Below are 19,747 nucleotides of genomic sequence, written 5' to 3'. Positions count from 1 at the left end.
ATCTATCCTAACGTCTGGATTCCTCGTGCCTGGTCAATACGCTCAGCTACCTGGAAAGCCGCTTCCAACTCCGAGCAACCGTTCTCCTGCATCAACCTCCAGCGCTCGGCTTTTTCCTCGGGCTCCGTCATCGCCAAGGCGAGATATAGGCTGGGTGGTACGGCGCGAAACAGCGTTTCGAGTTTTTTCGACAGCACGACCCCCTCAGTGTATTTACCCGGCTCTTTACTGGCGGAGAGCAACAAGGCTTTCTGTGCTGGCGTGAGTTTCTTGAACCGTGCGATTTCTTCGATTTCCGCCGGTGGCATGTTTAAACAAATCCACCATTCGATCATGTTGAGCATGGTCTGCGCAGCAGTGGGAAAGTCGGCAAGGTTTTGCGTCGCCAACCAGAACCAAGCGCCGAGCTTGCGCCACATCTTTGTTCCCTTGACCACGAATGGCGCCAGCAGCGGGTTTTTGGTGATGATATGGCCCTCGTCGGTGACCATGATGATCGGCCGACCCAAATACTGATCGCGCTCGGCGAGGTTGTTCACGGTGTTCATCAGGCTGATGTAGCTGATGGACATCTGTGCCTCGTAGCCTTCGCGAGCGTAAGTAGCGAGATCGACAATGGTCACATCGCTCTCGGGCCAGGGCGTGCCCTCGCGATCGAACAGTTCACCCTCGAAACCCTGGCAAAACAGGTCGATGGACTCGCCCATTTCCTGGGCACGCTCACGACGCTTCTCCGGCAAGTGCGTGTCAGCAGCGACGCGCAGCAAGGCGTCGCGCACGTCGCGGGTCAGTACCTGGCGGCAGCGTGCTGTGACACAGGTCTGTGCCGCATCGAGAATGCACTCGCGGATCAGACTGCGATCGGCTCGACTCAGGCGGGCTTCTTCCTTGGCCTCGCCACCGGTGATCATCAGTCGGGCAGTGATTTCCAGTTCGCCGAGCACATCGCGCTGGTCTTCGTGACTGGTTACCACCTCATCGTCCAGCTCATCGATCGACAGACTCGCCATCTGATCCGGTTGCTCGACCAGGCGCCAGGCATCGGCAAAGGGGGCAAGACTGACCGAGGCACCTGGTTTCAATTGGACCTTATTGACTGACAGGCCTTGCGTTGCGAAGTAGTCGCCCTGCAAGCCGAATGAGTTACCGGCCTCGACGATAAACAGACGAGGACGGTACACCGCCATGACCTGCATCAGCAGGGTGACCAGGGTGGCCGACTTACCGGCGCCGGTCGGACCGAACAACAGCAGATGACCGTTCATGGCCCGATCCAGGCGTGACAATGGGTCGAAGCTCAATGGCGAGCCGCCGCGGTTGAACAAGGTGATGCCCGGGTGGCCGGTGCCGGTGCTGCGGCCCCAGACCGGAACCAGGTTCGCCAGGTGTTGGGCGAACATCAGGCGGGTGTACCAGTTACGCGTGTCGCGGGCCGGGTTGTAAGCCATCGGCAACCAACGCAGGTAGCTGTTGCAGGCGGCGACCTCATCGCCTTCACGTACCGGTTGTAGCCCCGCGCCCAATAGCGCGTTAGCCAGGCTGACCGAGCGCTGGTGCAATTGCTGTTCATCGTCACCGCGCACGTAAAACGCCAGCGTGCCGCGGTACAGCTTGTGCTGACGGCCAATGATCGCGCGGGCCTCTTCGACATCCTGACGGGTCTGGGTCGAGGCCAGGTTTTCACCGATGGCTTTGCGCGCCAAGCGGTTTAACTGGTCCTCGAGCACATCCTGCGGTTTGACCACCAGGGTCAGACTCATCACCGTGCCTTCAGGTAACTGGTCGAACAGGGCGTTGACTGCATCGCCCTTACGGGTTTCTCCGGTGAGTTGACCAATCGACGGTGCCCGGCGCAGCTTGTCCACCACCATGACCTGATGGGGTTGGCCGTCGAAGTACCAGAGTCCGCGTTGGACATCCGAACGCGGCTCATTGAAGAACAGGCGCTCGGCGAAGTCATGATCGAAGGGCATTTCCAGCGACTCACCGTCGCCCAACTCCGGATAGGCCACGCGGCGGTAGAAATCCTCGGGCGCTTCATCGGTGAGCTTCGGCGCTGGATTGAACCAGGGCAACAACCAGGCATACAAACCGCGGCCGTCGACTCGCGTCGATTGCACCCCGCACGCCTGCAACGAAGCCGCGATACGTTCGCAAGTCTGTTGCAGGGATTGCACCGGGGTGAGTCCTGTTTCTTCAGCGTCAGACTCAAGCCAGCGATAGACCACCAAACGTACCCGACGGTTATTGCCACGCCAGGGCAGGCGCGTCACCACCTGATCCTCAAACAGACCACCGGGTTTGGCGATGGCCTTCAGATGACGGCGGCTGAGCTCCAAATACGCCTCGGTGAAGACCGTGCCTCGCGCGCTGTCCTGGATATAATCGGTGAGCCGGGTCAGGTAGGGGGTGAAATCGTTGTCGTCCTGACAGAAAAACTGCGCCACCCACGGCGCTTGGTCCAGCTCGTCAAAGCTATCCTGCAGGGCATCCTCGAGGGCATCGCGAGCGGCCATCAACCAATCGGGTTCGCGCCCTTCGGTGCCGATGGGCAGCAACTCGAACACCGCGCCCACCGAGCAATTGTCATCGAGCAGAAAACACTGTTCGGCGTCGAGATATTCGACCCAAGGCAGATGATCGGTGAAGCTTGGATTGTGCGCATAGAGTGCCGCGTCATCGGCCAAGGTGGCGCGAGGGCGCAATGGGTGGCGCCAGGCTTTCCAAGCAGGAGTGCGGTTACGCACTACAAGTCTTCCTGACGTTCACCAGGTAATGCGTACTGCACACGTTGGTAGAAGGGAAAGACCGTCGAGTAACCCGGGACCGGTGCCTGCTCGGTACCACTCAAATGCGGATACACGTACAGCACCAGATCGGGGTTGGGCAAGCGAGGGAACAGATTGTGGATCTCATTCGCCGCTGTGCGCGTGTACGGTTCCTGGAGAGCAACGGAGGAATCTGCTTGGGCCAGCGGGCGGCGTAGCTGCTGCCGAGCATCCAGCAGTTGCTGCTGAGTGCCTTGTGAACCGGCGCCGTTCCAGATGTCCGACATGGTTTGCTCGCCATGGGGCAGCAGCGTCTCCTTGTCGGTGGAACATCCCGTCAGGACCCAGCAAAGCAAGCTAATCCAGATCAGGCTGGGAGGCATGGTCTTTTTCATGGCGAACGCTCCGGCCCTTGGGCTCGTAGTCGATGGTGATCTCATGGTCGAGGTGCAGTGCGACCTGTGCGGCGGGTGGCACATACACGGCAGCAAAGGCTTCGCCATACAGTTTGTTGACCCACTCGCGGATGTCGCTGACCCCACCGCTGAGAATTGAATTCAGCGCGCTGTTGCCCGTGCTATTGGTAACCCCGAGCGTACTGCCGCCCGAACTGATCACGCTGCTGTTGTTCTGCTCATCCCCGAGCAAGGCGGCGACACCCGCACCAGCCGCAGTGATCAGGCTCTGGCTGCCGAGGTACTGCTGGGCGTTCGAGCGGCGCTCGCCAGCGATGCAAGGAATGCCATACGGATCGGACAGGTAACCGAGCCCGCCACGGATCTTGTCGGTGTTCGAGCTCTGGGTGGTGGAGGCATTGCGGCTGGCTACCGCTTTCGGCTGAGGCACCGTGCGGATGGTGCCGTCCGTGAATACGAAAGTGATCGACTCGACCTGTCCGCGTACGCAGGACAGTGTCCAGTCACCGGAGGCTGTGCCGCTCATCACGGCGCCTGCAACATCCGGTAGGTCGATGCCATTGGCGGTCAGGTTCTCGGGGCCGACCAACACTTTGAAGGGATAGGGATCATTCACGGTGCCATCCACCGGGACGCGGCCGATCAGCGCGGTCATGGCGACTGAGCCCGTCAATGTCGCGTTTTCGGGAATGGTATAGACCGGCTTCGCGCCTTCGGTACGATCAGCAGATCGTGTCGGGTCACGCTCCTCCTTGGTGATCGCATTTAGCTGTTTCTGGCTGCGATCAATGGCGTTATCTTTCACGCCTTCCAGTTGCTTGAAGGCGGTAGGCAAACTCAATGCGGAGGCAGTCTTGGTTTTGCCTCGGGCGTCGGTGGACAGAGCATCCGAGGGTTCAATCCACTGCAGCGCATCATTGGCAGAATGCTGCCCGTCGAACTGAGCCCCGTCGCCGGGCTCAAGCCCCAATCCTATTGGCATGTCCTTGCCTTTGCCGGTCAGCCCCGACAACTGGTCCTGCAATTGTGTCAGCAGACCACGGGCCTGGCGGCTGTCTTGTTCCGCTTTGAGCCGAGCTTCGTTGGCTTGTCGACGGCCTTCGTCGACTTGCTGGGTCACACTGCCCAGCGCCGTCTGGATACGCGAATCAACACTGTTTTCCCGCTCGCGCAGGCGACTGTTCTCTGTCTGCAGCGAATCGTTGTGTTTCTTCAAACCGAGCATGTCGCTGCGCATGGCCTTCACCTGGCCGACCAGGGTGGCGACGGTGTCGCGTGGGGTATCGCCAGCAATGCCGAGCGACTTGGCTTGCTCGGCGGATAACTGAAGGTTGCCCTGATCAATTGGGTGCTCTGGAGAGGGCGTGCTGCCACCCGCGACCCAGCTTTTCAGGATAATCACCACCACCGCCAGCAGCGCAGCCGGTACCAGCCATTTGAGCAAGGCGTTAGCTTTCATCGTCAGCACCTCGCGCATCGGGCGGGAGCAGCACGGCTTGCTCGAGGCCGGTACCGCGGGTGACGAGGTAGGTAATCGTGGTGTCTTCAGCACTGCCGACAGATCCGAGGAAAGCATGCTGGAAGGCTGCGGCGAACAGCTTGGCCTGAAGCCGACGCGGATCGAGTTGCACCGTCTCTGTACCCCGATTGCGCAACTTCACCGCCGTCACCCAGTAATCACCGAGTCGCCAGGCGGCGATGGGTGTGTTGGACACGTTTTCGGTGGGCAGCAGGGTTGGCAGTTCGGTGCGCAGCTTGAGCGGGACGCGGCGCACACCGGGCAGGGACTCCACGGTGCGCAGCGGCGCGTACAGACTCTGTGCGGCATAGCGCGTCAACGCGACCGGGATTGGTGTGGGTTCTGGAACAGGGACGGTGTTAGATTCTGCCTCGGTAGCCTGCCCCTGAGCATTCTTGAGAATACGCACGGGCTCCAGCGGTTGATCGCCGGGAGTGGCCGCGATATCCAGAAGGATGATTTCGCCCGTTGTGACTGATTGCAGTTGCAGTCGGGTCGGTGCAATAGCTTCCGACGCGCGTAGGTACAGCGTGCCGCCAGTTGATTGCACGCGCAGCTTGCCCGTCAGGGTTGAGGGCACGCCGACTCGAACAGCCTCATCGATAAAGACCACCCGCTCCTGATTGATCACCAGAGGGACCGCGAGGGGTAGGCGTTCCCAGTGCATCAGTTCGACGGCCTGCGCTGCTGCTCCCCATAGCATCAATGCGACGGTCACTCCCAGGGTAGGACTCCGCTTCATGGCTCACCTCCAGGCAGGGAGATTTTTTGCGGAGTGCCCTGATAACAATCCAGTGCCAGCCCCCACTTATTGCGTTCGGGGTCCAGATCAAAACGCACCACGCGTAATGGATAACGCACCACGACCCGTTTCACCGGTTCGGCGGCGTAATACTCATCGGCGTTGAGGTCGAGCTTGACCAGCCAGCTGTCGCGATCGAGTTGCTTGACCCTGAGTTCCGGATCTTCGCTGTAGCCTCGGCCCAGAATTTCGTAGACGCCACGCACCCGCTGGCGCAGTTCGCCGGCGGCCTTGCGGTACTCGTAGTCGCCATCGAGGAAGGCCTTGCAGGAGGGTGTCAGGTAGGACTGCAAGCCATAGATGGCGCGGCGATAATCCTGCTCGCCATCCGAGGGCCAGCGGTTGAGTTGGCCAAAGATGTACAGGGCAAAGGCATAGACATTTTCTGGGGGGACATCCCACCATTTGCGCGTGCTGCCCGAGCGCAGATCCGGGGGGACATGCACGGTCAGATCGGTCGGTGCCGAGCGCCAGCCGTACCAGAGCCCGGCACAGACTAGGGCAAGGATCATTACCGCCAGGCGCAGGCTGAAGATATGGGCCTGTTGGGCATCGACCTTGTTCCGAAAACGGCTCATCGCTGCCTCCGGGACAGAGCAGGGCGCAGCCGACGCGAGCGACGGACCGTCCAGGCGCCGGAGTGAAGGATCAAACTCCCGCGACCCAGGCGCCAACGGCTGGCCAATACCCATTCGAGCTTGCGGTACAACCAGGTCTCGGGACGGGCCCGTTTGGCCCGACGCAGTAGCGTGCCACCGGCAAATAACACCAGCGCCATGCCTGCGATCATGCCGGTCGGTGCTACGGCAATGGAAGCAGTGGCGATCGCCAGAGGAACGCCCAACACCAGACCGAAGACTGCGCCGACGGCCAGCGCTACCCACATCTCATCATTGGTCAACCCGCGCAATACGGCGGGATCACGATTGAGTCGCTCCGGCAGAAAGACCAAGGTGCCGTCGGCAAGGCGTTCGATAGTGTCGTTCATCCCGTCCTCACAAAATCGCGGCGGCCTTGGTCAGGAACCAGATGATAATCACCACCAACAGGGCTCCTATACCGACCACTGCACCCAAGTCCTTCCAAGTCTTGCGTTGGTTCTGCACGTCGGCATACACCGTCAGGGAATGCCAGGCCACGCCCAAGAAAGCGAGCAGGGCGATCAGCAAACCGAGCAGAATTCCGCCGTCGTAAGCGTAGTTTTTGATGGTCTCGATCAACCCGGAGCCTTCTCCGCGCGAAGGAGCTTCCATGGTCGGGAGTTCGGCAAAGGCCAGGCTTGGACCGAGCACCAGCAGCAGACCGATCAAGCGTTGGCTCGCACGATCACGCAGGTTGTTTTTCAGGGGGACAAGGTACTTGAGCATGACGGCGATCTCTTGGTTTAGGAAAGGATGAAGAACATCAAAACCAACAAGGTGAGCAGCACGCGAGTGGCGCTGCCGCCGAAGGCTCCAAAGCGCACACTACCTGTCGCCCATCCCCGGTAGGCCGTCCACATCACCCAGGTGCACCAGAGCAATGTGAGAACGAGAACCAGGGAAATCCATAGCGTCGAACTGCTCTGCGCTGAGAAGCCGGAGGCGTTTTGGAACGCTGAACTCTGAACGTCAGTCATGCTCATGGCGACAGCTCCGCGGGCGGAGTGTCGAGGTGGTAATCGCCGACCAGTTCAGTGGGGGCGCGGGGTTGAGCGCGGGAAGGAGTCAGGTAGCCCTGCACACCGTGACGGATGCGTTGGATGTCTTGGGTCAGTTGGGGATAGTCGAAGCGATAGCGTTCGTTTGGTTCAGAGGTACTGGCTACCTCGGCTTGCGTCGCAAGGCGTTCGATAATGTCGAGCTGCTGCTGGACCAGGCTGAGCTGTTCCTGCTCATGAGCAGATGCGGCATAGCTGCTGCCTTGAACGATGGTCAGTGAAAGGAGCAAAAAGTTGCGATAGACGGTAATCGACATGATGCTGGCCCATGTGGAGATGGAGCCAGAATCAAGTTAGCGTTTGAATTATTCAGTAGTAAACGCGAGGTGGGATGTATCGCTTTTTTAACGGAAAGCGGAAGAAGACACTCACACTAAATCAGCAATCGCTTGGACCATAAAGAAAGCTCAGACAGCACTCTGTTGTTCATGCAGCAATGAGTGGATTTGCTCGTGCTTGATGGCAGCATGGGTGACGAAGAGCTAATCATCGCTTAACATTGGAATGTTCATTTCTCATTTCCCTAAACTGAAGGAAGTTTCCCATGTCTCGGTTGGTTGAATTTCGTAAGCTTGAGCAACAACTGGCCGAACAGCTCGCAGAGCTTGAGTCGATGAAAAGTGATTCCGGCCTGAAAAAAGAAATGGAATTTGAGAGCAAATTGCGGGCGTTGCTGGGCGAGTACGGCTTCAGCTTGAAGAACATCATTAGCATCCTAGATCCAGAGGCTGGCCGTCGTACCTCGGCACTAATAACAGCACCGGTGAAGGCCGCCCGTAAAGCTCGCGATGTGAAAATTTACAAAAATCCGAACTCTGGTGAGCTGATCGAAACCAAGGGAGGTAACCATCGGCAGTTGAAAGAATGGAAAATCGAGTTTGGCGCAGACGTTGTCGAGTCGTGGCGTACGCAGTAAGAACGGTTTGATTACAAGGGCACAGCATGGGCCCGTGTTTGTTGGTGAGGATGATGAGTCCTGAATGCGAATCTTGGTCCCACTCCTGCACCAATCTTGAGGCACACTCCCAAACTTTCATTCAACACTCCGCTCGAAGTGGGGAATCTCGGTCGAATTCCGGCGGGTTAACTCGTGCGGGGTATCAGTTCTGCAGTCGCTGGATAACTATCCAGACACCTGGGGATATATGAAGGGAAATATAATTTTTCCGAGTCAGAGATATTTCTTAAATGTCGTTGCCGTGATTGCCGTTGTGATGCCAAGCGTTACCGCACAAGGCAAAAATACGGCCATAGGATTGAGCGAAAAGGGTAGGGATAGATAAATGATCCAGGGCACGATCAGTAGCGGTATTACTGCTCGTTTAGCACGGTGATAGACGAAGCTACTTTCTCGCCCTGCTCCAAATTTGCGCAGGTCGCGGTGCATCAAACCATCGACAAAACCAGTGAGCGTGGCCAGCAGAAACAAGGGTATCGCCAGGACCAAAATGGTTAGCCTCACGACGAAGGTGAGGGTGACGTACACCGCCGCCAGTACAAAGTCCTCGATATTCACGTAGAGCTGGTTGATCCAGCTCCAGAAGTCATTGCCCTTACTCGACCCCCGCGCCTGTTGGGCAAAATCCGCAAAGCCAGTCTTGACCAGCAGCCACTGATTGAGGAAATTCAGCCACTGGCCAATCGTTTGTCCGGGCTGCTGGATGAGAAGTGATGATTTGAAGTGCTCGCTGAGCCAACCCAACTCACTGGTTAGCATGGCCTGACTGTGTCGCCAGCCCTGATCACCCCAGAACAGTAGCAGCCCGGCGAACTCGATCAGGATCGAGAACAGCAACGAGGCGATCAGCAAACCGATGATGCGAAAAACCAAGCCAATCACCGAGACGATCACTCCCGGGTGCTGGACAGGTTGTGGCGACGTGTTCTGTGCTGAAGTCGCCATTGTTCACTCCATTACGCGCTGCAGAGTTGATGTCGTTACGACGCTTTCTGAATGGTTTTGTGCTGAATCGAAACGGCGAGGTGGGGCTACACCACCTGATCCAAATCGAAGTTAATTGTTGGGCCGCCACCGCTTGCGCTCCACCATTGCCCCGCTTGCTCGTTGTAGGCCGCTCGCATTCGCTGAGTGAGTTCCAGCAAGTCCTTGGGCATGGCATCGTCGTTGGTGGATTTAGGTAAAGGCATGCGAACTTTCCAGAGCTGCCCGCCGGCCTGGAAGGAGAACATTTGCCCCTTCGGCAAACTGACAATATGAGCAGGCTCAATCAACGGCACGCTGGTGCTGCTGACCCGGTCCTGCGAGGAGGAGGTGAAGTCCGTATTGGCCTCCGGATCAGAGGTGTCGGTGGCGCCCGACACCAGCGTTTTGGTCAGCACGCTGACCTTGGGCAACTGCTGGATGAGCAGTTCAGCAGTAGCGGTTTCGCGCACGCGGAGCATCTGCAGAGTGTTAAAGTTGCCGATGATCTGGCCTGCCTTGGCTCTGTTGCCGACGCGCGCTTCGATATCGCTAAGGGTCTGGGTGTAGGCGGTTACCTGAATGCCTGCGCCACCGCCTTTATTGATCAGTGGGATGAACTCATCGCCCATCAACTCGTTGAACTCATCGGCGTGCAGGTTGATCGGCAGCTTGTCACTGCTGCTGCCCGATGTAGGCAGGCCATGATCGATGCCATGCTTGTAAATGTGGCCCGCGACCGAGACCAAATCGGCGAACATGGAGTTGCCCACAGCGGCGGCCACCTCGGCGTCGGTCAGTGCATCCAGACCGACGTAGACGATGCCGCGTTTTCGGATGATCTGCATCCAGTCGAAAATTGGCCGAGGGTCATCTAAATCGGTGTAGTTGGGGGCCAGTAACTGGGCGGACTTGCCGGTGGTGAGTTTCTCCAGCAGCGGCAGTAGCGAGGCAACGATTTTGTCGAAGTAAGTACGGTCATATCGTACCGCCGAACGCAGTCCGTCCATTACCGGATCAAATACCCGCTTCACCGCCAGGTACTGCTCGATGGCCACCACACGCTTTTCGCGCCCCACCATATGCCGGGGAATGTTCTTCTCGGTGAGTTTGCCTTCAAGCTGGACGATCACTTCCCACGCTTTCGGATCGATCTTGGCGAAAAACTGCTGGGCATATTCGATGAACAGTGCGTCGATATTGACCACATGCCGTTGGATCTGCAGGTAGTCCGGGCGTCGGCCCAGCTCGATTAGGGCGCGGGCGATGATGTTGACGAAGCGCCAGGCGAACTCGCGGAAGGCCGCGGAGTTGCCTTCACCGCTGAGCTGCCCGGCGATACGCGATGCCACCTCCGAAATGCGCCCGAAACGTCCCACGGCGTTGTAGCGGGCAGAGATCTCTGGCCAGCCCAGATGGAAGACGTAGAACTCCTTCTCCCGACCGGCGCGTTTGGCTTCGACGTACATCCGCTTGAGCAAATCAGCATCGCCCTTCGGATCGAAGACGATGACGACCTCGTGTTCGACGCGGTGAATGTCCTGGGTGATGTACACCTCGGCGAGCCGGGTCTTGCCGACACGGGTCGTGCCCAGCACCAGTGTGTGTCCGACCCGTTCGCCCAGCGGCAGACTGACTTCCGTTTCGTCGGGTTCAACCCCATGCAACAGCGGCGAGCCACCGACCGGGGGCAAAGGGCGCAACGGATTGAAGACGCTATCCCAGGCAGTGACACGGGCCAGTATCGAGAGTGGAAACGGTGCATGCTCCAGGCGCCGTTCGAGACCACGGGCCAGACGGTAGCTGGTCGGTTGGTCGACATAGTGGGCGACCGCCGGATCCTGGGCCTCGACCAAGCGCTGGGTGTGTAGACGGGTCCAGCGAAAGCCGCGACCCATGAACAAACGCTTACGGCTAACCGGAATCTGCCGACTGGTCAGTTCGTAGCGGGGCAGCCGGCGGATATTGCGTCGATAGCGCAACACCTCCCAGGCTTGTCGTAGGCGGATCAGGCCGAACAGGGCATAGGCCAGCGCCGCAACCTGCCCGATCTCGGGTGACAGGGCCACGGCCCAGGGCGAGGACATGCACAGCATTGCGGCCGCGATGCAGATCGCTACGGTGTACAGCTCCACCGCTGGCCGGAGCTTGGATTCCATCGCATGCTCGGCCATGACCTGGACTCACTGTTCCAGTGAGGTGGCAGTGATCAAGACGGGGTAGTGCTCGATCTGCAAGCGGGTGGCGATGTCGTTACCGTTGATCGGCAGGATGGTGAGGTTCGGAGCGGCTGTTCGAATCCGCGCCAAAGCTTCGGTGTCGGCCACTTCGACGGCGAGGCCGGCCGCGCCCATTTCGTGCAGTTCGGCCGCGCGTTGACGCAACCAAGTCAGTGACTGGGGATCCTCCCCGACCAGGAAAAATGGTCGCAAGCCCGGCATGTTCAGGGCGCGAGACGTGATCTGACCGGGGCTCAAGTGAGAGCTGCGGACGGGCAATATCCAGGCTTCATCGGCAAACGTGGACAGGTCCGCATGCATGGTCCGATCAGGCTGGGTCTTGTTGTTTAATGACGGCCTGGCAACTTGAAAATGGGGTCGGGTGAAGTCGCTAGGCTGATCCCCGGCTACGGTCAGTTCCGGCTGGGCGAAAGGTGCCAGGAGCAGGGTGAAATAGTAGGTAAGGGGGATTCGCTTCATGGTGGTGTGCCCTGTTCAAAGGAAATCAGCAGCTGTTCGAGTCTCTGGGAAAAGCCAGCACGGTAGCGTGCTGCCGGCGCGCCTCCTGCCGGACGGTGATAGCGCCCGGCAGTCAAGACCCAATCACCGGTGGCAGCGTGATGCTCCTGCAGCAATGCGGCGGTCACGGCGAGATTTCGGTAGGGATCAAGGGCTTCGCAAGGGCTGGAAAAACGTTGTCCGTGGTAACCCAGGTTGGTTTGCCCGAGACCGGCATCGACCCGCTTGGCGTCATGTCGGGCGAGAGCCTGAAGCAAGGCGTGACAGGCGGCCTGGCGAGTGGCGAAGCGGTAGGGTGTTCCGGCGATGTTCAGGGTCCAAGGCCAGGGCAGCAGTCGACCACGGACGCGGATACCACTCTCCTGCAGGGCAATCGCGAACAGCACCGTAGAAGGGATGTCGGCGTCATGCGCCGCCAATTGGTAGGCAGGAGGCGGAAGTTCGTCAGCCTGGACGGCGAGCATTGTTAGCATGAGCGCAATACCACTCAGTCGAGGCGTTGCCATTGTCCATTCACCTGTTGAAATGTGGCAGGCAATGGCCCCGGGGCACCCAGGTTGAACCAGCGACCACGGTCATGGTTCAAGGTGATCTGCTGGCGTTGGACCTTGACCGGATCGATGTCCGCTTGCCGAGCCCAGCTACGGACGCGTTCATCCTGGCCTTGGCTGCCCACCAGGTAGATATCGAACGCCGTGTCGCTGCTTTGCAGACGCTGCGCTTCGTCGGTGCACGCCGGGCAGTGGTCCTCCACAAACAGGGCCTGGCGCGGCATGACCGATGAGCTGGCAGGGGGCGGGGACGCCATGCCCTGGATCGGCAGCAGCCCGGGAAACAGCTTGGTCCAGGCCGCGGTGTAAGCGTTTTGGTAAGCCAACTCGCGCTCGGCGCGTTTGGCTTCCAGCGCTACCTGTAATTCGGCATAGCGCTGGCGCTCTTGGTCGGTCTGGGCTTCGACCCCGAGTGCGGTCAACGGATCGAGGTTCGGGCTCCAGAAACCGCGCGGGCCGACTTGGATCTGTTCGAAGCGCGTCCACTCCTGCTCCGTCAGACCCCAGCTCGCCGCCTGTTCAGAGTCAGAGCGCCCCAGGGGAGCGGACTGCGTGTCCTGGATCCGTGACTGTGTCGCGACGGGGTTGCCCACCGCAGCGCCCATGGCCAGTAGCGAAGCGAGACAGACAACGGTGGGCAGTAGCGCTCTGTTCATGATCACTACTCAAGGGAGGTGCACGGTCTGATCTGGCTGAGCGGCCACCGCGAAGATGGCTGAGTTCGGCTCCAGTATTTTCAGGCGCCAAGCCCCTTGCTGCTCACCACTATGTAGCAGCCGGACATCCGTGAGCGAGCGACTGTCATGAGGTGCGACCGCCAGAAAGCGCTCACCACCGCGGTACTCGACACTCAATACTGAAAACGGTGGCGAGAGCGGGGTGGGTTTGGGGCGAGCGGTCTTTTTCGGTTTGGTCGCAGAAGGCGTCGGCGATGGGGGTGATGGCTGGGTCTGGTGCTCCAGGAGCTGCTGCTCGACCTGTTCAAGGCGTGCGCGCAGCGCTGTCAGGTCTGCCTGGGTGGCGCGGGCTGCGAGACCATCACGCAGTTCCTGTATCTCTTGCGCCCACTGATCCAACATCGGATCGAGGGTATTGGCCTGTTGCTCACCAGTATCGACCATCTGCATCAGGTCTTTAAGCGCGTACTGCAGCTTCTCCTGGGCATCCTTGAGGGCGCTTGAATCATGTTGCAGGGTGTCCAGGGTTTGTAGGTGTTGGGTGTTCGTGCTCTGCAGTTCGGCCACGCGTTGATACTGGTTATACAAACCACCGCTCAGGCCGGCGACCGCCAAGCAAAGCAGCCCAATGATGAGGGTTTGAAACGTCGAGGCTCTCATGGGCGTGCCTCCAACTGATGGGGCGAGACGGGTGTGATCAACGCGACGCCGGCCTCCGTTTTCTGCTGTTCGAAGCAGACTGAACGGCTGACTTCGTCGGTCGTGAGTTGCCAGGCGGGGCCAGCGAGCACTTGGAGCGCGCGGCGCAAAGAGATCGGGCCGAGCCGGTAATGGGCCGCGGGCATGGGCCGAGTAAACAGCACCCTCACCGACGCGGTAACGGGGCAGAGCGCATAGCCCGAGCGCTGCAATACGTACTGCAACGCATCCTGCACTGAAGGGTTCAGGCTGGACGGGATGCTCACGTCAATGATTTGGGCAAGAAGATCGCGTTGTTCCGTGGTGGGCTCGGTGCTGACCAGCGTGTAGCGGCCATAACGAAGCTCTGCCGGATGGCTTCCTTCGATTGGCTCCCTCGAGAGCTGGGCCCGATTGGAGTCGCTGTCGATCGCTGGATGGGTCGGCAATGGGTTGGGGAGTTGCGCGGTGCAGGCGCTCAGCAAACCGAGCAGGCAGACAGGCGTGAAAAAACGCTCCATGGAAGAAACCTCATGTCAGATTCAGTGCAGAACCTGACATGAGGTGAAGGAGCGATTCAGTGAGAAAGTTGATTCAAGGTGGGTCGTGTTAACGCTGAACACGTTGCTATTCATCGAAAATGGCGAGCCCATCCAAGACGGCAGCGTCGGGGTCGAAGATCAACAATCGCACATCCGCCAATGCCGCCAAATACAGTACGTTGACCAAGGTTTCCGGTGTGCCTGCGTCGAGTTGTTCTTGTCTCAAGCTCGAATAACGATTGCCCTCAATGTTCAGCAAGTTCTCGTCCGTCCATGGCGTGCCGATCAGTTTGCAACCGATACCGCAGCAATCTGGCAGCGTAAAAAGCTCGAACAAGAGGCCGGTTTGCCTCGGAACGAAGTGACTGACCCACTCCTCCAGATAAAGCATCGCTTCTTCGGGAAGGTGCGCGGTACTGATTTCCCAGGCTCGACTGTAGTGTCCTGTTTCGAAGCTCAAGTGATGGACCATGGCTTGGGCCTCTTCCAGGGAGTACAGATCACCGAGGTGATGCCGCTCGTTGAGCATTTCGCCCATCACAGCGTAGATCACTTGGCGCACTAGCCCGCTGGACTGACAGCGTTCATCCAAATTATCCGGAATGGAGTGGCCTTCGCTGATCAAGGCGAAATCGTCATTGAACAGGCAGGCGAACAGTTGTAGCTCATTGTCGGGCAGATGGGCTTGTGAGTCGTGCACGGGTCGAAAGCAGGGAGGGCAGTCGTCTTCGTAGGTGATCAGTAGCAGCCGTTCGATATGAAGGTTGTCGTAACTGCGAGCAAATGGGTTTGAGGCCGCCAGCAGGGCTGCAGCTTGGTGTGTGGGGTTCATGAAGGTTCTCCAGAATGAAAATGAACAAGGCGCCCGAAGACGCCTGTGAGGGTTAAAGCCAGCCATGTTCGGCAAGGGAGAGAGGACGACCTTCACCGACGATGAAGTGATCCAGTACGCGCACTTCGACCAAGGCCAAGGCCTCCTTCAACCGTGCGGTCAAGATGCGATCCGCCTGGCTGGGTTCCGTACAACCTGAGGGGTGGTTGTGAACAAAAATGGCGGCCGCGGCGTTATGCGCTAGGGAGCGCTTAACGACTTGGCGGGGGTAAACGCTGGCACCATCAATGCTGCCGTGAAAGAGGACTTCGAACGCCAACACCCGGTGTTTGGCATCGAGAAATATCACACCGAAGACTTCATGCTCTTGTTGCACAAGGTGCAGTTTTAGATATGAAGCCACGGCGTCAGGCGACGTCAGGTTAGGGCCGCGGGCGAACAGCCGACGATCCAGAATATGCAGTGCTTCGTCGATCACCTGGTTTTCTTGGACAATGCGATCAGCCTCGAAATCCGAGGTCTCAATCAGTGTGAGTTGGGTGCTCATGGTGGTACCTCCGAAGGGAACAATCAGGGGTACACGCCCGAGGGGAGTGGTGTCCCCGAGGTGGGTGTGGAGTTGCGGGCGTTAGCAGATGGCGCGCTGTTTACAGCCGCGTGAATCGGTGGCGTTGACCGTGTAGGGGCGAACTACAACCGTCGCAGGGCAATGGGGAAAAAGCTTTTATTCCCCAGCCAGTTTCGGGATCGAAGTCGGCACTGATGGGCATTAACCGAACCAGTTCTCGATGGATGCCGGCGATGCGTTTCTCAATTTCATCCGTCGTGTAATAGAGCGATAACGTGCTGTAGTCCTCGTAAGCAGTAGCAAACAGGCAGTCGTCGCAAAGCCAGAAGGATTCCATGTCGTTCTCCTGTGCTATTGAAGAAAAGGCGCTCGAGGGAGCGCCTTTATGTGGAACATCGTTGACTGTTCAGGCGGACTGAACGGTACGGGTGGCATCACGGCGGGCCGTGTGGGGAGTGGGTAAAGATTCAGGTTCGACCTGAGCCTCTGTTGGTTCGTCGGTCCCCTCAGCTTCGGCCTCAGCCGATGTTGGAGATGGCTCACTGGTGGGCGCTTGCTCAGCAGGTGCTGTTGCTTCCTGCCTGGCGGGCGCTTTGTATTCGAACGTGCCGTTGACCTTGATCCAGTCGATGAACAGCAAACGACCTTTCAGACTGGCGCCTGGTTGGCCTTGTTTATCGCCTTTCTCGTAGAGAAACGGATCAATCCATAGATCGCCGATACGGAACGACAGCAAGACCTTTTTCTCGGCGTTGACAGCGTCCATGTAGAGACGAATCAAACGTTCAGCTTCGCCTCCAGCGACCTTGCAGTCGAAGCGGGTGTACTCCACGGCATCGGTGGCACCGTGCAGGGCGGCGATATCGCAGGCCATGAAGGGTTGGCCGCGGCGGACTTGTACTTCACGAACACGGTTGAGGTAACCGATACCGGTGGTGTGCAGATTGAAGTAAGTGGTCGCTTCTTGGGATTGGTTGGCGTGGGCCATGGTGGTTCTCCTGTTTCAAGGGAAAACGGCGACGCACAGGCCCTGACGGGGAAGTGAGCCCCCGTCAGGGTGGGTAAGGTGAAGTCGAGCGATGAACGACTCGCCACCGGCAAGCCGATGACGATCAGAACGATGCGTCTGGGGAATAGCTGTGCAGCAGAGGAGCATCTGCGGTGGTGATCCGCAAGCATAGGGTAGTGGGCATTCATCACCGCTGAAGCGGTAACCGCGCGAGCTTCCGAATGCTGATCGCACTTGGGTAAACCACCACGAACGTGGCGTAGCCTAGAAGGTTCTGGCTACCTGGGCTGGGCTGTCAACGACAGCGAACCACGCCCTTGGTATAAGCCTGTCATAGCGGAGCGTCAAGACGCTGCCACCCGATTTTTTATGGCCGGAATATAGTGGTAGTCACTGGACTGAAGAAAGTGAAGAGTGCGCCTGGCGGGGTGCCAGGCGAAGAAGAGAAAAGCCACCTTTGACGGTCGTACGCAGTCGACAAGCTCCTCGCAAAACTTTATTCACGGCGTCACGCTTCGCCAACCGACCCTTGTCGTGGCCCGGGTCGGAACATGCTGGCACGCATCCGCGCACAAAGGGTGCCCAGTGTTTCCCCGGTGGGCTCCGGAACTGAATACGATCGCTGAAGCGGATGACCGCTATTGCCTGGTAGAGGCAACAGTGGTCATCCGCCACCGTGATCAGGTCGAGCACAAATCAGGAATGAAATTCCGCAGAAAGAGAAGGCTCCGAACTCAAGGAGTTCGACCGAGCTGCCCGGAGCGATTCGGTCTTGGGTCGCCGTTGGCGATGATCCTGAGACACTACAGCAGAGAGGGTGGGATCACGTCAAGCCAGTGGGCGATCCCGCATAAGCCACTACATTGAGCACGATGAAAGAGGTTACTTACTGCCGAGATGAGCGGCCAATTGTTCGACGGTTGCCAGAATAAAGGCGCGGTCACTTTCTTTGCCTTGGCCCGTGAAATCGGACAACACTTTATCGACTTAGAGAGGGATCAGCCGCCGTTGATGATGCACTGATCACCCCAATACTCATGTCGATCTCCAGTGAAGCGTCATGAGCGACGCGTATCTTTTCTGATCGGCACTGTTCCCTTACAGTCGGGGTAGTGGGAGCATGACCAGAACGGCCCTGATTTCCCCTTTCGCCTGCGCATTGAGGCGTTGCAAATGGGGCAGGTCGGGCCGGCTTCGACCGGAACCGCCAAGGTGAGTGCGCCACAGTGTTCGACCAATTGTGCAATCCAGTTCGCCTGCTTGGCGACGAACGCATCCAGGGTCAGACGTCCCGCTTCGATTTCGTCCAGAGCCTGTTCCCAGATCGCGGTCATACCCGGGTCCGCGACTGCAGCGGGTACCGCCTCGATCAGAGTATGGGCCGCTGCGGAGGCCATTAAGGCGCGTTTTTTCTTCAGCAAATAGCCGCGATCAATCAACCCCTTGATGATGCCGGCTCGCGTGGCTTCGGTACCGATTCCGGTGGTGTCCCGAAGTTTCTGCTTCAGGCGTGGGTCGTTGACCAGCTTGGCCACGTTTTTCATCGCCTTGATCAGATCGCCTTCGGTGAGAGGTTTGGGAGCGGTAGTGCGCATGGACTTGAGTTCGACGTCGTTCACTGCGCACTGAGTACCCTGTTGCAGGACGGGCAATACTTGGTGCTTTTGACTGGGCTCATCCTCCTCGGTGTTTTCGTAGAGCAAGCCTTTCCAGCCCTGGATCAGGATCTGTTTGCCAACAGCAGTCAATCGCTCTGCGCCGCACTTCAGTTCGACCTGAGTTCGATCAAACTCATGATGCGGAAGAAATTGCGCGAGGTAGTGGCTACGAATCAGTTCGTAGACTTGGCGTTCTTGTTCGGACATCCGCGCCAGGTTAGCCGGCTCGGTGGTGGGGATGATGCCGTGGTGCGCGGTGACCTTGGCATCGTTCCACACGCGGGAGTGCAGTGATCGATCGAGTCTTCCGAATGTGGGCTGCACCGCCGGATCCGTTTTGAGCAGGGCATCGAATACCGCGGGTACCTCGTTGAACATGCTCTCTGGCAAATAACGGCAATCACTGCGCGGATAGGTGGTGGCTTTGTAGGTTTCATACAGGGCTTGGGCGATGTTCAGGGTTTCCTGAGCGCCGAGTCCCAGCTTGCGCGAGCAGACTTCTTGCAGTGTGCTCAGGTCGAAGGGTAGGGGCGGAGGTTCTCGGAAATGCTCAGTCTGCAGCGAAAGTACTGTGGCGGTCTTACCGCTAGAAATCTCTTGGGTCGCCTGAATGGCCAGCGCTTGTTGTAGACAACGACCTGCCTCGTCCTGCCCTGAACTGGGTGGTAACCAGGACGCGATGAATGGTTGCCCCATTGAGGACAGGTGCACCTCCACGTCCCAGTAGGGCGCCGAGACGAAGCTGGCAATCGCACGATCCCGATCGACTACCAGACGTAAAGTGGGTGTCTGGACGCGTCCAACCGACAATACACCGTCGTAGCCCGCCCGCCGACCAAGAAGGGTAAACAACCGACTCAGGTTCATGCCGATCAGCCAATCGGCGCGGCTGCGGGCGAGGGCTGAGTGGTAAAGCAGGAAGGTCTCCTGACCAGGCTTCAGTGAGGACAGTGCCTTGCGAATCGACGCCTCGTTGAGTGCGGACAACCAAAGACGTTGAACGGGACCTCGATACTTACAGAGTTCCAGTAGCTCGCGGGCAATCATTTCACCTTCTCGATCGGCGTCGGTCGCGATGACGACAGCAGAGGCTTCACTGAGCAGGCGCTTGATGACTTTGAACTGTGCCGCAGTCTTGGGTTTGACCTCGACCAGCCACTGCGCGGGAATGATCGGGAGATGATCCAACGACCAACTCTTGAATTGCTCGCCATAGGCTTCAGGCGATGCTGTTTCCAGCAGGTGGCCGATACACCAGGTGACGGTTGTCTCTGTGCCGATCAGGCAACCATCACCACGCCGAGTGGCCCCGAGTACCTTGGCGATGTCCCGACCCTGGGAAGGTTTTTCGCAGAGTAAGAGGCGCATA

22 protein-coding genes are annotated in these 19,747 nt (G+C 58.7%); 1 reads left to right on the top strand and 21 read right to left on the bottom strand.

What is annotated here, in order from left to right:
* Positions 1 to 2: 2 nt before the first annotated feature.
* From PSH57_RS18640 to PSH57_RS18600, 9 genes are read right to left on the bottom strand one after another with little or no spacing between them, the layout of a single operon-like run.
* Positions 3 to 2,747, bottom strand: coding sequence for a conjugative transfer ATPase (locus tag PSH57_RS18640; protein WP_305384746.1), 2,745 nt, complete (start codon positions 2,745 to 2,747; stop codon positions 3 to 5).
* On the bottom strand, positions 2,747 to 3,163 hold the full coding sequence (locus PSH57_RS18635; protein WP_305384745.1) for a TIGR03751 family conjugal transfer lipoprotein: 417 nt from the start codon (positions 3,161 to 3,163) through the stop codon (positions 2,747 to 2,749). The genes PSH57_RS18640 and PSH57_RS18635 overlap by 1 nt, the downstream gene beginning before the upstream one ends.
* Positions 3,126 to 4,643 carry a TIGR03752 family integrating conjugative element protein gene (locus PSH57_RS18630; protein ID WP_305384743.1) on the bottom strand — a complete coding sequence of 506 codons (1,518 nt, stop codon included), beginning with the start codon at positions 4,641 to 4,643 and terminating at the stop codon, positions 3,126 to 3,128. The genes PSH57_RS18635 and PSH57_RS18630 overlap by 38 nt, the downstream gene beginning before the upstream one ends.
* Positions 4,633 to 5,445 (bottom strand): TIGR03749 family integrating conjugative element protein, encoded by an 813-nt coding sequence (locus PSH57_RS18625; RefSeq protein ID WP_305384741.1) that lies wholly within the window; start codon positions 5,443 to 5,445, stop codon positions 4,633 to 4,635. The genes PSH57_RS18630 and PSH57_RS18625 overlap by 11 nt, the downstream gene beginning before the upstream one ends.
* Positions 5,442 to 6,083, bottom strand: a complete 642-nt coding sequence (locus PSH57_RS18620; protein WP_305384739.1) for a PFL_4703 family integrating conjugative element protein — start codon at positions 6,081 to 6,083, stop codon at positions 5,442 to 5,444. The genes PSH57_RS18625 and PSH57_RS18620 overlap by 4 nt, the downstream gene beginning before the upstream one ends.
* Positions 6,080 to 6,493, bottom strand: a complete 414-nt coding sequence (locus PSH57_RS18615; protein WP_305384737.1) for a TIGR03750 family conjugal transfer protein — start codon at positions 6,491 to 6,493, stop codon at positions 6,080 to 6,082. The genes PSH57_RS18620 and PSH57_RS18615 overlap by 4 nt, the downstream gene beginning before the upstream one ends.
* A gap of 7 nt (positions 6,494 to 6,500) precedes the next feature.
* Positions 6,501 to 6,872, bottom strand: a complete 372-nt coding sequence (locus PSH57_RS18610) for a TIGR03745 family integrating conjugative element membrane protein (protein ID WP_101270206.1) — start codon at positions 6,870 to 6,872, stop codon at positions 6,501 to 6,503.
* 17 nt (positions 6,873 to 6,889) lie between these two features.
* The gene (locus PSH57_RS18605) at positions 6,890 to 7,129 is read right to left on the bottom strand and encodes a TIGR03758 family integrating conjugative element protein (RefSeq protein WP_305384734.1); all 240 of its coding nucleotides are present in this window, start codon (positions 7,127 to 7,129) and stop codon (positions 6,890 to 6,892) included.
* Entirely contained in the window at positions 7,126 to 7,461 is a 336-nt protein-coding gene (locus PSH57_RS18600) for an integrative conjugative element protein, RAQPRD family (RefSeq protein WP_305384731.1), read from the bottom strand. The genes PSH57_RS18605 and PSH57_RS18600 overlap by 4 nt, the downstream gene beginning before the upstream one ends.
* Positions 7,462 to 7,748: 287 nt before the next feature.
* Between PSH57_RS18600 and PSH57_RS18595 the strand changes: the two genes are divergently transcribed.
* Positions 7,749 to 8,120, top strand: coding sequence for a histone-like nucleoid-structuring protein, MvaT/MvaU family (locus PSH57_RS18595; RefSeq protein ID WP_305384730.1), 372 nt, complete (start codon positions 7,749 to 7,751; stop codon positions 8,118 to 8,120).
* Between the two features lie 255 nt (positions 8,121 to 8,375).
* Here PSH57_RS18595 and PSH57_RS18590 read toward each other — a convergent pair whose 3' ends face one another.
* The 12 genes from PSH57_RS18590 to PSH57_RS18535 form a co-directional block, all read right to left on the bottom strand.
* A complete protein-coding gene (locus PSH57_RS18590; protein WP_305384727.1) occupies positions 8,376 to 9,107 on the bottom strand; it encodes a TIGR03747 family integrating conjugative element membrane protein in 732 nt (243 codons plus the stop codon).
* A gap of 86 nt (positions 9,108 to 9,193) precedes the next feature.
* Positions 9,194 to 11,299 carry a type IV conjugative transfer system coupling protein TraD gene (gene traD / locus PSH57_RS18585; protein ID WP_305415978.1) on the bottom strand — a complete coding sequence of 702 codons (2,106 nt, stop codon included), beginning with the start codon at positions 11,297 to 11,299 and terminating at the stop codon, positions 9,194 to 9,196.
* Between the two features lie 9 nt (positions 11,300 to 11,308).
* On the bottom strand, positions 11,309 to 11,824 hold the full coding sequence (locus PSH57_RS18580) for an integrating conjugative element protein (RefSeq protein WP_305384725.1): 516 nt from the start codon (positions 11,822 to 11,824) through the stop codon (positions 11,309 to 11,311).
* The gene (locus PSH57_RS18575; RefSeq protein WP_305384722.1) at positions 11,821 to 12,369 is read right to left on the bottom strand and encodes a lysozyme family protein; all 549 of its coding nucleotides are present in this window, start codon (positions 12,367 to 12,369) and stop codon (positions 11,821 to 11,823) included. The genes PSH57_RS18580 and PSH57_RS18575 overlap by 4 nt, the downstream gene beginning before the upstream one ends.
* A complete protein-coding gene (locus PSH57_RS18570) occupies positions 12,351 to 13,070 on the bottom strand; it encodes a TIGR03759 family integrating conjugative element protein (protein ID WP_305384719.1) in 720 nt (239 codons plus the stop codon). The genes PSH57_RS18575 and PSH57_RS18570 overlap by 19 nt, the downstream gene beginning before the upstream one ends.
* 9 nt (positions 13,071 to 13,079) lie before the next feature.
* The gene (locus PSH57_RS18565; protein WP_305384718.1) at positions 13,080 to 13,751 is read right to left on the bottom strand and encodes a chemotaxis protein; all 672 of its coding nucleotides are present in this window, start codon (positions 13,749 to 13,751) and stop codon (positions 13,080 to 13,082) included.
* The gene (gene pilL2 / locus PSH57_RS18560; protein WP_305384717.1) at positions 13,748 to 14,290 is read right to left on the bottom strand and encodes a PFGI-1 class ICE element type IV pilus protein PilL2; all 543 of its coding nucleotides are present in this window, start codon (positions 14,288 to 14,290) and stop codon (positions 13,748 to 13,750) included. Before pilL2 ends, PSH57_RS18565 begins: the two co-directional genes overlap by 4 nt.
* Before the next feature lie 106 nt (positions 14,291 to 14,396).
* Entirely contained in the window at positions 14,397 to 15,143 is a 747-nt protein-coding gene (locus PSH57_RS18555; protein ID WP_305384716.1) for a DUF5983 family protein, read from the bottom strand.
* Positions 15,144 to 15,195: 52 nt separating this feature from the next.
* Positions 15,196 to 15,690 (bottom strand): RadC family protein, encoded by a 495-nt coding sequence (radC, locus tag PSH57_RS18550; RefSeq protein WP_159994858.1) that lies wholly within the window; start codon positions 15,688 to 15,690, stop codon positions 15,196 to 15,198.
* 100 nt (positions 15,691 to 15,790) lie between these two features.
* Positions 15,791 to 16,048, bottom strand: a complete 258-nt coding sequence (locus PSH57_RS18545) for a hypothetical protein (RefSeq protein ID WP_093432336.1) — start codon at positions 16,046 to 16,048, stop codon at positions 15,791 to 15,793.
* Positions 16,049 to 16,117: 69 nt separating this feature from the next.
* Complete coding sequence (locus tag PSH57_RS18540) at positions 16,118 to 16,699, bottom strand: STY4534 family ICE replication protein (RefSeq protein ID WP_093432338.1); 582 nt, start codon at positions 16,697 to 16,699, stop codon at positions 16,118 to 16,120.
* A gap of 1,079 nt (positions 16,700 to 17,778) precedes the next feature.
* Positions 17,779 to 19,746 (bottom strand): DNA topoisomerase III, encoded by a 1,968-nt coding sequence (locus PSH57_RS18535; RefSeq protein WP_305384709.1) that lies wholly within the window; start codon positions 19,744 to 19,746, stop codon positions 17,779 to 17,781.
* Position 19,747 lies beyond the last annotated feature (1 nt).

It is taken from the genome of Pseudomonas hefeiensis (genome assembly GCF_030687835.1).
Taxonomy (GTDB): Bacteria; Pseudomonadota; Gammaproteobacteria; order Pseudomonadales; family Pseudomonadaceae; genus Aquipseudomonas; species Aquipseudomonas hefeiensis.
This window is presented reverse-complemented; position numbering and strand designations above follow the sequence as displayed.

Coding starts and splice junctions, on each gene's coding strand:
- PSH57_RS18635 (WP_305384745.1), bottom strand. CDS start 3,163: ATGAAAAAGACCATGCCTCCCAGCCTGATCTGGATTAGCTTGCTTTGC.
- PSH57_RS18630 (WP_305384743.1), bottom strand. CDS start 4,643: ATGAAAGCTAACGCCTTGCTCAAATGGCTGGTACCGGCTGCGCTGCTG.
- PSH57_RS18625 (WP_305384741.1), bottom strand. CDS start 5,445: ATGAAGCGGAGTCCTACCCTGGGAGTGACCGTCGCATTGATGCTATGG.
- PSH57_RS18620 (WP_305384739.1), bottom strand. CDS start 6,083: ATGAGCCGTTTTCGGAACAAGGTCGATGCCCAACAGGCCCATATCTTC.
- PSH57_RS18615 (WP_305384737.1), bottom strand. CDS start 6,493: ATGAACGACACTATCGAACGCCTTGCCGACGGCACCTTGGTCTTTCTG.
- PSH57_RS18610 (WP_101270206.1), bottom strand. CDS start 6,872: ATGCTCAAGTACCTTGTCCCCCTGAAAAACAACCTGCGTGATCGTGCG.
- PSH57_RS18605 (WP_305384734.1), bottom strand. CDS start 7,129: ATGAGCATGACTGACGTTCAGAGTTCAGCGTTCCAAAACGCCTCCGGC.
- PSH57_RS18600 (WP_305384731.1), bottom strand. CDS start 7,461: ATGTCGATTACCGTCTATCGCAACTTTTTGCTCCTTTCACTGACCATC.
- PSH57_RS18595 (WP_305384730.1), top strand. CDS start 7,749: ATGTCTCGGTTGGTTGAATTTCGTAAGCTTGAGCAACAACTGGCCGAA.
- PSH57_RS18590 (WP_305384727.1), bottom strand. CDS start 9,107: ATGGCGACTTCAGCACAGAACACGTCGCCACAACCTGTCCAGCACCCG.
- traD (WP_305415978.1), bottom strand. CDS start 11,299: ATGGCCGAGCATGCGATGGAATCCAAGCTCCGGCCAGCGGTGGAGCTG.
- PSH57_RS18580 (WP_305384725.1), bottom strand. CDS start 11,824: ATGAAGCGAATCCCCCTTACCTACTATTTCACCCTGCTCCTGGCACCT.
- PSH57_RS18575 (WP_305384722.1), bottom strand. CDS start 12,369: ATGGCAACGCCTCGACTGAGTGGTATTGCGCTCATGCTAACAATGCTC.
- PSH57_RS18570 (WP_305384719.1), bottom strand. CDS start 13,070: ATGAACAGAGCGCTACTGCCCACCGTTGTCTGTCTCGCTTCGCTACTG.
- PSH57_RS18565 (WP_305384718.1), bottom strand. CDS start 13,751: ATGAGAGCCTCGACGTTTCAAACCCTCATCATTGGGCTGCTTTGCTTG.
- pilL2 (WP_305384717.1), bottom strand. CDS start 14,290: ATGGAGCGTTTTTTCACGCCTGTCTGCCTGCTCGGTTTGCTGAGCGCC.
- PSH57_RS18555 (WP_305384716.1), bottom strand. CDS start 15,143: ATGAACCCCACACACCAAGCTGCAGCCCTGCTGGCGGCCTCAAACCCA.
- radC (WP_159994858.1), bottom strand. CDS start 15,690: ATGAGCACCCAACTCACACTGATTGAGACCTCGGATTTCGAGGCTGAT.
- PSH57_RS18545 (WP_093432336.1), bottom strand. CDS start 16,048: ATGGAATCCTTCTGGCTTTGCGACGACTGCCTGTTTGCTACTGCTTAC.
- PSH57_RS18540 (WP_093432338.1), bottom strand. CDS start 16,699: ATGGCCCACGCCAACCAATCCCAAGAAGCGACCACTTACTTCAATCTG.
- PSH57_RS18535 (WP_305384709.1), bottom strand. CDS start 19,746: ATGCGCCTCTTACTCTGCGAAAAACCTTCCCAGGGTCGGGACATCGCC.